Source organism: Tahibacter caeni, from assembly GCF_024609805.1.
Taxonomy (GTDB): Bacteria; Pseudomonadota; Gammaproteobacteria; order Xanthomonadales; family Rhodanobacteraceae; genus Tahibacter; species Tahibacter caeni.
On record NZ_JANFVR010000247.1, the window covers coordinates 1 to 7,391 of the forward strand.

The following is a 7,391-nucleotide window of genomic DNA, read 5'->3' on the forward strand; positions in this document are numbered from 1 at the left end:
CGCCGCCGCGGCCGGACCGCGGCGAGCGTCCGGTCGAGGCGCCCGCCGCATCCAGCGGCGACGCTGAAGGCATCGTCGCGACGCCGAGCCTCTACAACGCCGACGGCAGCCTGCGTCTGGCGCCGGCGGCGCCGGCCGAGGAGCCGGCGCATCCGATCGAGCGCGGCAAGCTCGCCGCGCAGGAGATGCTGCAGCGCGGCCACAATATCGTGCGCTGCAAGCGCACGCGCTTCGCCGAGGCGTATACGCCCGACGAAAGTCTCGGCGAAAAAGCCGCGCGCAAGTACGGCGCCTATGTCGGCCTGTACAACCCGGCGGTCGCCCAGGAAGCGGCGCGGCGCAAGGCTGACGCGCGCGCCGACTGCGACGAGGAATGACGCGCGCGTTCGCGCCTCAGCACTCGATCACGTTGACCGCGAGGCCGCCGCGGCTGGTTTCCTTGTACTTGTCCTGCATGTCCTTGCCGGTGTCGCGCATGGTCTTGATGACCTTGTCCAGCGACACGCGGTGCTTGCCGTCGCCGCGCAGGGCCAGGCGCGAGGCATTGATCGCCTTGACCGCGCCCATCGCGTTGCGCTCGATGCACGGGATCTGCACGAGGCCGCCGATCGGATCGCAGGTCAGCCCGAGGTTGTGCTCCATGCCGATCTCGGCCGCGTTCTCGACCTGATAGATCGTGCCGCCGAGCGCGGCCGTCAGGCCGCCGGCGGCCATCGAGCAGGCCACGCCGACCTCGCCCTGGCAGCCGACTTCGGCGCCCGAGATCGACGCGTTTTCCTTGTACAGGATGCCGATCGCGCCGGCGGTCAGCAGGAAATCGAAGATGCGGTCCTCGTTAGCACCGGAGCAGAAGCGATCGAAGTAGTGCAGCACGGCCGGAATGATGCCGGCAGCGCCGTTGGTCGGCGCGGTCACGACGCGGCCGCCGGCGGCGTTCTCCTCGTTGACGGCAAGCGCGTAGAGGTTGACCCAGTCGAGAATGGTCAGCGGATCCTTCAGCGCGGCTTCGGGCCGCGCGAGCAGCTCGGCCTGCATCGTCGGCGCGCGGCGCGCGACCTTGAGCCCGCCCGGCAGCACGCCGGCCTCGCGCACGCCGCGCGCGACGCAGCCTTGCATGGCCTTCCAGATCGCGAGCAGGCCGCTGCGGATCTCCGCTTCGCCGCGCCAGACCTTCTCGTTGGCGAGCATGACCTGGCCGATGCTCAGGCCGGCTTCCTCGCATTGGCGCAGCAGCTCGTCGCCGCTGTGGAACGGATACGGCAGCGACGTCGTGTCGGGCACGATGCGGTCCTCTGCGGCCTCGTCGTGGTTGACGACGAAGCCGCCGCCGACCGAGTAGTAGTCGCGCGTCGCGAGCACTTCGTCGTTGTCGCCGTAGGCGGTGAAGCGCATGCCGTTGGAGTGGTAGGGCAGCTTCTGCCGCTTGTTGAAAATCAGGTCACGCTTTTCATCGAAATCGATGTCGCGGCGGCCGAGCAGGCGCAGGCGCTTTTCGCCGCGGATGCGCTCGAGCTTGCTCCCGATGATGTCGGGATCGATGCGGTCGGGCCATTCGCCCTCGAAGCCGCAGAGCACGGCCTTGTCGGTGCCGTGGCCGCGGCCCGTGTGCGCGAGCGAGCCGAACAGCTCGCCGCGGATGCGCGCGACGCGGTCGAGCAGGCCGCGTTCGTCCAGCCAGTGGCTGACGAAGCGCGCCGCTGCGCGCATCGGTCCCACCGTATGCGAGGACGAAGGGCCTATGCCGATCTTGAAGATGTCGAACACGCTGACGGCCATGGAACCGGTTTCCGACGGGCTGGGTTGATTATTCTATCCGGCTCCGAAGCTACCGGCCTCATGACGATGCGACTTGTCCTGTTTCAGCGCGACGACTGCCATCTCTGCGATCTGGCGCTGGACGTGCTGGCGCAGGCGCGCGCGCCGGATTTCGCGAGCGTGTTCATCGACGACGACAACGGCCTGGAAGCGCTGTACGGCGAGCGCGTGCCGGTGCTGCGCGACGACGACCGCCAGCGCGAGCTGGACTGGCCGTTCGACGCGGCGCGCGTGACGGCCTGGCTGGCCGGGCGCTGAGCTCCGGTCCGCTACGTCAGTCCGGCACGAACGCGGCGCCGCGGAACACGCGGCGCGGATTGCCGCGATCGACGCCGTAGTGGGCCTGCCGGCGCTGCGCTCGCTGGGCGCCGGTGCGAGCGTCAGCCTGCTCCTGCAGGCGCTGGCCGATCAGCGCGATCGCGAGACGGCGATTGGCATGCTGGCTGCGGCCGCTCTGCACCTTTACGCTGATGCCGCTGGCCACGTGCGTCGCGCGCACCGCGCTGGCGGTGGTGTTGACGTGCTGGCCGCCGGGACCGGACGCGCGCAGGGTCTCGAAGCGGATTTCCGATTGGAGGGCCGGCGGCGGCGGCGCGAAGCAGCGCCCGCCGAAGAACCAGTTCTTGCGCCGGTGCTGCGGCCGCAGCGGGCTCGCGCAGATCCGCAGCAAGCTGCCGCTCCAGCGCTCGGCGAGCTCGGCGGCGGCAGCACCGTTCAGCGCGAGCAGCAGCGACTGCCAGGTGCCGGCGATCTCTCCGGCCTGGGATTCGACGATCTCGACTGCCACGCCGGCCGCTTCGGCTTCCTGCTGCAGGCGCTGCGCGGCCTTGGTCACGGCCAGAGCGCATTCGTTCGGTCCCTGGGCGGCGGTGAGCTGCAGCAGCATGTCCTGACTCTCAGGTCTTCTCGCCGGCTCAGCGCGCCGGGCTGCGGCGCAGCCGCGCGAGGATTTCCTCGCGCGCCTCGCGCAGTATCGAATCGCGGTCGAGCTGCGCGACGATGTCCTGCACCACGCGCTTGGGGCCGGATTCGCCCCAGGACTTGCCGGCGACGAGATAGCGCTCGGCCGCGCGGCCGACGACTTGCGTGGCGTACCAGGCCAGCGCGCCCTGCGCGCCGGCGGTCAACAGGGTGGAAACGCCGACGCTCGCGACCTTCAGCGCCGAGGCGACGAGGTGCACGCCCCAGATCGCGCCCATCAGCGCGGCGAGCTGCGCGCAGATCGTCAGTATCAGCTGGCCGGCTTCGCGGCGCGTCAGCGGCAGGCCGTAGACCTTGCCCAGGTGCATGACCAGGGCCGCGTCCAGCGCCGCTGCGGCGAGCAGATCGGCGACCGGCACCGGATTCAGCGCGACGGCCACGCCCTTGGCGAGACAGTAGTAGCGGATGATCTTGTCCGCGACGTCGCGCCGCGCCTCGGCCACGCGCTGCGCGACCTGGTCGGACAGGCGGCCCGCGAACAGGCCGGCGTTCAGCGCCGACAGGGTCTTGCCTTCGCGCGCGCAGATCGCGAGCAGGCGCTCGCGCAGTTCGGCGACATCGGATTCGCGCGCCTCTCGCCGCTCGCGTTCGTTGCCGGCCGCGTCGACCTCGATCACGCGCAGCGGTGCCGGCTGTGCGGCGCAGGCCAGCACGTTGTCGGCCGGCAGCAGTCCGGCGGCGTGTTCGCGCAGCCGCGCGAGCAGGCGCGCGCGTTCGGCGTCGTCGTAGCGGTCGGCCTTGTTGAGCACGAGCAGCAGCGGACGCTCGGTGCGCGCGAGCGTCGCGAGCGCATCACGCTCGACCTGGGTCATGTCGCCGTCGACGACGAACAGCACGAGGTCGCTGATCTCGGCGACCTCGAACGCGAGGCGTTCGCGCGCTTCGCCGTCGAGCTCGTTGATGCCGGGCGTGTCGATCAGATGCAGGCCCGAGCCGCCGGCCTCGGTCCACTGCTGCTGCGTCGCGCGCGTCGTCGTGCCGTGCAGCACGCCGGTCTCGAACGCGGACTCGCCGAGCAGCGCGTTGCCGAGCGCGGATTTTCCGACCGAGACACGCCCGAACACGGCCAGATGCAATTCGCCGCGCGCGAGCTTGTCGAGCAGGGACTGGATGCGTGCGAATTCGTCGCCGAGCTCGCGCCGCACCGATTCGGGCACGGTCGGGTCCTCCAGCAGCCGGCGCAGCGCGTCGCTGGCCTGGTCGGCGGGCGCGACCGCACCCGCCGGCGGCGCGTCGCCGCGCCACCAGCGGGTGACCGAATCGAGCCAGCCGCCGGGAACCCTCATGCGTCTTGCGTGCGGCGGCGCCTGCGTGCCGCCGCCGCGGTCACTTGAGCACCAGGTGCGACGTCACGGCGATGTCGCCGCTGATCAGGCTCGTGTCGGCCCAGTCGCCGGTGCCGACGTCGAAGTCCAGCCGCTTGAGCGTGGCCTGCACGTCCAGGGTCGCACCGGCGTCGGCCGGCCTGAAGTCGAGCTTGAGCTGCACGGGCCGGGATTTGTCGCGGATCGTCAGCGTACCGTCGGCGATCAGCGCGCCACCGCTTTCCTTGACCGCCGTGCTGACGAAGCGGGCTTTCGGAAACTTGGCGTAGTCGAAGAATGCCGAGCCTTTGAGCTCGCCGTCGTAGTCCGCATTGCCGGTCGACGCGCTGGTCACGTCGACGTCGACGTCGAGCTTGGCGTTGGCGAGATCGGCCTTGTCCAGCGCGATCTTGGCGGTGAACCGGGCGAACTTGCCGGCGAATTTCTCGCCCTGGTAGGTGCCGGAGAAATTCAGGGTACTGGACGGGTCGACGGCCCAGTCCTTGGCCTGGACGGTTCCGGCCACGGCGAGCAGGGCGATCAGTGCGAGGCGCTTCATGGGTTCGGATTCTCCTTGACGGATTCGGCCGGCGCGGCGGCCGGCGGTGCGGTCGGGATCGCCGGCTCCGCTGCAACGGCGGGCACGGCGGAAGTGGGGACGGCGGCGCGGCGGCGCAACAGCGGCAGCATGCGCACGAGCGTGTCGTCGCGGTCGACGATGTGATGCTTGAGCGCTGCGCCGGCGTGGGCGACCAGCGCGAGCACGAGCAGCCAGAAACCGTATTCGTGCAGCTCGTGGGCGACGCCCTTGAGCGCCGGATCGGGGCCGCCGGTCAGGCTGGGCAGGTTGACGAGGCCGAACCACTGCAGCGGATAGCCGGAGGCCGAGTTGTACAGCCAGCCCGACAGCGGCAGCAGCAGCATGAGCGCATACAGCAGCAGATGCACCGTGCGCGCGGCCATGGCCTGCCACGGCGGCATCGGCACCTCGACGGGCCGCCGGTCCGCGAGGCTCCACGTCACGCGCAGCAGCAGCAGCGCGAGCACGGTCAGGCCGACCGACTTGTGCAGCGCGTAGATGCGGATCTTCTGCGGCGAATTGGGCAGGTCGCTCATGTACAGGCCGACGATGCCGGCGCCGATGATCAGCACGGCCATGGTCCAGTGCAGGGTGCGGGCGCCGAGGCCCCAGCGGTTCGGGTCACTCATCAGCGGCATCGGTTTTTTCCTCGGTCGGAATCGGTGGAGGTTCGTCGCTGGCGCCGCGGTCGCGCACGAAGGCCGCTTCGAGGCGCAGGGTCACCGTGTCGCCGACGGCACTGAGCACCTTGTCCATGCCGTAGTCGCTGCGCCGGAACGTCGCGCCGGCCGAAAAGCCGGCCGTGCGGCGGAAGCTGTAGGGATCGTTCGCGAGCTTGTTCAACGTGAACGCGATGTCCAGCGGCTGCTTGCGGCCGTGCAGTTCGAACTCGCCGTGGACGAGGCCGCTGCCGTCGGCCTGGCGTTCGACGCGGATGCTGCGGTAGTGCGCCTGCGGCCAGCGGCCGGTATCGAGGAAGCGCCAGGAGCGCACGGTTTCCTCCCATTTCGCGTCGCCGAGCAGCAGCGAGCCCGTGTCGACGCTGACCTCCAGCCGCGCGGTGCTCCAGTCGTCGGGATCGAACCACAAGGTGCCGGCGCCGGCCTTGAACAGGCCGAGGCTCTGGTTGAAGCCCTGGTGGTCGATGCTGAACAGGATCTGCGTGTGCACCGGGTCGATGCGCCAGACCTCGACCGCCGCGGCCGTCGGCGCGGCAACGGACAGGAAGGCTAGCGCGAGCAAGGGGCGGCGGCACATGCGGCTAGCTTGGCAGATTGGTGCGGCGCGCAGAAGCGTGGCGGTCTGAACGGATTGTTGGCGGATTTGCCAACAATCAACCGGAACGCGGCGCTGCCGTCGCAACACGCGGCATCGGCCGCGATGGCGCTCATTCGGTCTCGCGGGTCAGCCCCTGCAGCGCGAGCTGGGCGACATGGGCGACACGCCCGCGCGCCTGTCCCGACAGAAGTCGCTGCAAGGTCTGCTGCGCCTGGTCCTGGTCGAAGCGATGCTGTTCGAGCAGGGTTTGGCTGACCGCATTGCCCAGGCTGTCGAAGATCAGGCCGTACGCGATCGCATGCAACACGCCGCCGCCGAGCGTACCGAGACCCGGAAACGCCTTCAGCGCATTGCCGGCGATCGCGAGCACGACCGAGCTCGTCGTGCGCAAGGTCAACGTGGCCTGGCGCAGGAAGGCGTCGAGGTCGATCTGGCATAGCGGCGTGTCGTGCAGCGCGGCGAGCTCGCGCACGAGGCCCGTGGCCAGCGCGCCCTGGATCAGCAGGTCGGTGCCCGGTGCGACGGCGGCCAGGGCGCCGACGATGGCGCGGCGCGTATAGCGGTCGACGATCGCGCGCGCTTCGCGTTCGCGTACGGCGTGTTCGGCTTCGCCGAGACGCTCGCCGAGCCGGCCGAGCACGGCGCCGGCGCGAGCCTGCTCCAGGCTCCCGCGATCGGTCGCGAGACAGCCCCGCAGTGCCGCGCGGAGCTCGTCGATGTCCGGCGGCGCGTCGCGCACGATGCGTTCCTCGCGTCCGTCCGGCAGGCGGCGCAGGAGCTGCTCGCGGCCGCCGGCGCGCACGGCGACGATGCGGTCGGTCAGTTCCGCATAGCGTTGCCGCAGCGCGCCCAGCAGCTGTTCGCGTTCGGCTGCGTCGAAACGGTCGATCTTGTTGAGCGCGAGCAGCAGCGGCTTGCCGTAGCCGTGCAGCCAGCGCAGTTCCCGGTCCTGCACGCGGGTCAGGTCGCCGGCGGTCACGTAGACGACCGCATGCGCGCGCAGCGCTTCGTCGCGCGCGATGGCTTCGCGCTCGCGCGCGGCGACTTCCTGGGTGCCGGGCACGTCGGCCAGGGTCAGGCCGCGGCCGGCCAGTTCGCCGCGATGATGGGCCACGCGCGTCGTCGTGCCGCCGAGCACGTCGACCTCGGCCTCGGCCTGCGGCGCGAGCGCGCGGATCAGGCTCGACTTGCCGGCGCTGATCTCGCCGAACACGGCGACGTAGCAGTCCTCGCCGGCGGCGCGGCGGTCGAGCTCGTGCAACTCGGCCTCGAGCTCGGCCGTCTCGGCGCGGCGCGCCTGCAGCAGCTGCAGGCGCTGCTCGACGTTGCCGCGGTCCGGCGGCGGCACCGGCCGCGGCTTGCGCGGCCGCGGATGCAGCAGGCGCCAGACCAGCCAGGCGCTGGCTGCGACGGCGGCCAGCAGCAGCGCGAGC

At 70.8% G+C, this 7,391-nt stretch carries 9 protein-coding genes; 2 read left to right on the forward strand and 7 right to left on the reverse strand.

Annotated features, from left to right (window positions below; genetic code table 11):
• Positions 1–377, forward strand: a 377-nt coding sequence (locus NON22_RS17520) for a hypothetical protein (RefSeq protein WP_257388235.1), incomplete at its 5' end; no start/stop codon positions are given.
• 16 nt (positions 378–393) lie between these two features.
• Here NON22_RS17520 and NON22_RS17525 read toward each other — a convergent pair.
• The gene (locus NON22_RS17525; protein WP_257388236.1) at positions 394–1,776 is read right to left on the reverse strand and encodes an L-serine ammonia-lyase; all 1,383 of its coding nucleotides are present in this window, start codon (positions 1,774–1,776) and stop codon (positions 394–396) included.
• A 66-nt stretch (positions 1,777–1,842) separates the two neighbouring features.
• Between NON22_RS17525 and NON22_RS17530 the strand changes: the two genes are divergently transcribed.
• On the forward strand, positions 1,843–2,073 hold the full coding sequence (locus NON22_RS17530) for a glutaredoxin family protein (RefSeq protein ID WP_257388243.1): 231 nt from the start codon (positions 1,843–1,845) through the stop codon (positions 2,071–2,073).
• Between the two features lie 16 nt (positions 2,074–2,089).
• On the opposite strand, the gene prfH is transcribed toward NON22_RS17530, so the two are convergent.
• From prfH to NON22_RS17560, 6 genes are all read right to left on the reverse strand, one after another.
• Complete coding sequence (prfH, locus tag NON22_RS17535; RefSeq protein WP_257388237.1) at positions 2,090–2,701, reverse strand: peptide chain release factor H; 612 nt, start codon at positions 2,699–2,701, stop codon at positions 2,090–2,092.
• Positions 2,702–2,729: 28 nt separating this feature from the next.
• Positions 2,730–4,082: a GTP-binding protein gene (locus tag NON22_RS17540; RefSeq protein ID WP_257388238.1), complete on the reverse strand. Its 1,353-nt coding sequence runs from the start codon at positions 4,080–4,082 to the stop codon at positions 2,730–2,732.
• A gap of 40 nt (positions 4,083–4,122) precedes the next feature.
• Complete coding sequence (locus tag NON22_RS17545; RefSeq protein ID WP_257388239.1) at positions 4,123–4,659, reverse strand: YceI family protein; 537 nt, start codon at positions 4,657–4,659, stop codon at positions 4,123–4,125.
• Positions 4,656–5,309: a cytochrome b gene (locus NON22_RS17550; RefSeq protein ID WP_425507998.1), complete on the reverse strand. Its 654-nt coding sequence runs from the start codon at positions 5,307–5,309 to the stop codon at positions 4,656–4,658. Before NON22_RS17550 ends, NON22_RS17545 begins: the two co-directional genes overlap by 4 nt.
• Entirely contained in the window at positions 5,302–5,922 is a 621-nt protein-coding gene (locus NON22_RS17555; RefSeq protein ID WP_257388241.1) for a YceI family protein, read from the reverse strand. The genes NON22_RS17550 and NON22_RS17555 overlap by 8 nt, the downstream gene beginning before the upstream one ends.
• A 145-nt stretch (positions 5,923–6,067) precedes the next feature.
• Positions 6,068–7,391, reverse strand: a 1,324-nt coding sequence (locus NON22_RS17560; protein WP_257388242.1) for an Era-like GTP-binding protein, incomplete at its 5' end; no start/stop codon positions are given.

Bases quoted from the DNA above. Each gene is read 5' to 3' on its own strand.
- NON22_RS17525 (WP_257388236.1), bottom strand. From the start codon at position 1,776: ATGGCCGTCAGCGTGTTCGACATCTTCAAGATCGGCATAGGCCCTTCG.
- NON22_RS17530 (WP_257388243.1), top strand. From the start codon at position 1,843: ATGCGACTTGTCCTGTTTCAGCGCGACGACTGCCATCTCTGCGATCTG.
- prfH (WP_257388237.1), bottom strand. From the start codon at position 2,701: ATGCTGCTGCAGCTCACCGCCGCCCAGGGACCGAACGAATGCGCTCTG.
- NON22_RS17540 (WP_257388238.1), bottom strand. From the start codon at position 4,082: ATGAGGGTTCCCGGCGGCTGGCTCGATTCGGTCACCCGCTGGTGGCGC.
- NON22_RS17545 (WP_257388239.1), bottom strand. From the start codon at position 4,659: ATGAAGCGCCTCGCACTGATCGCCCTGCTCGCCGTGGCCGGAACCGTC.
- NON22_RS17550 (WP_425507998.1), bottom strand. From the start codon at position 5,309: ATGAGTGACCCGAACCGCTGGGGCCTCGGCGCCCGCACCCTGCACTGG.